We start from the raw sequence: 431 nt of genomic DNA, 5'->3' as shown, positions 1-431 counted from the left end.
GTTCGGTGATGTCCCACTTCACCGCATTGCCGGTCACCTGCAGCCGGACGTCGTCGAGGCCGTTGGTGGTGTCTTCCTTGATGGTGATGCCGAGCGCGTCGGCGGTCGGCTTGAAAAACGCCTTGGTCTGCGCCTCCTGGTAGGTGCCGCCCCATGAGGCGACGGTGATGGTGTCGCCCGCCATGGCGGGGGCTGCGAACGAAGCCATGAGGCCCGCCATCGCAACGATGCTAACGTTTCTGTTCATTTTTCGGCTCTCCAACCGGTGTTCCCATTGTTTTTGATTTGGCATGCTATTTTGTATACAATTTTGAGTGTAGACTAGCGATCAATGTTGTCAACACCGCCGGCGCGCTCGAAATGTACGCTTCGTGCCGGACCAGGTTGGTGAGGGACGGCTTCGCCGGAGGCGTGGAAAATTGCGCCGACTG

1 pseudogene is annotated in these 431 nt (G+C 58.7%); it reads right to left on the bottom strand.

Features of this window, described 5'->3' with window-relative positions:
* Nucleotides 1-247: pseudogene (locus tag EOC06_RS41480) on the bottom strand (ABC transporter substrate-binding protein); the annotation flags it as partial.
* Between the last annotated feature and the right edge of the window lie 184 nt (nucleotides 248-431).

Source organism: Mesorhizobium sp. M7A.F.Ca.MR.362.00.0.0 (assembly GCF_004023175.1).
In the GTDB taxonomy this organism is placed as follows: Bacteria; Pseudomonadota; Alphaproteobacteria; order Rhizobiales; family Rhizobiaceae; genus Mesorhizobium.
Note: the sequence above shows the minus strand (reverse complement) of the source record. Positions and strands in the feature narration are given on the sequence as shown.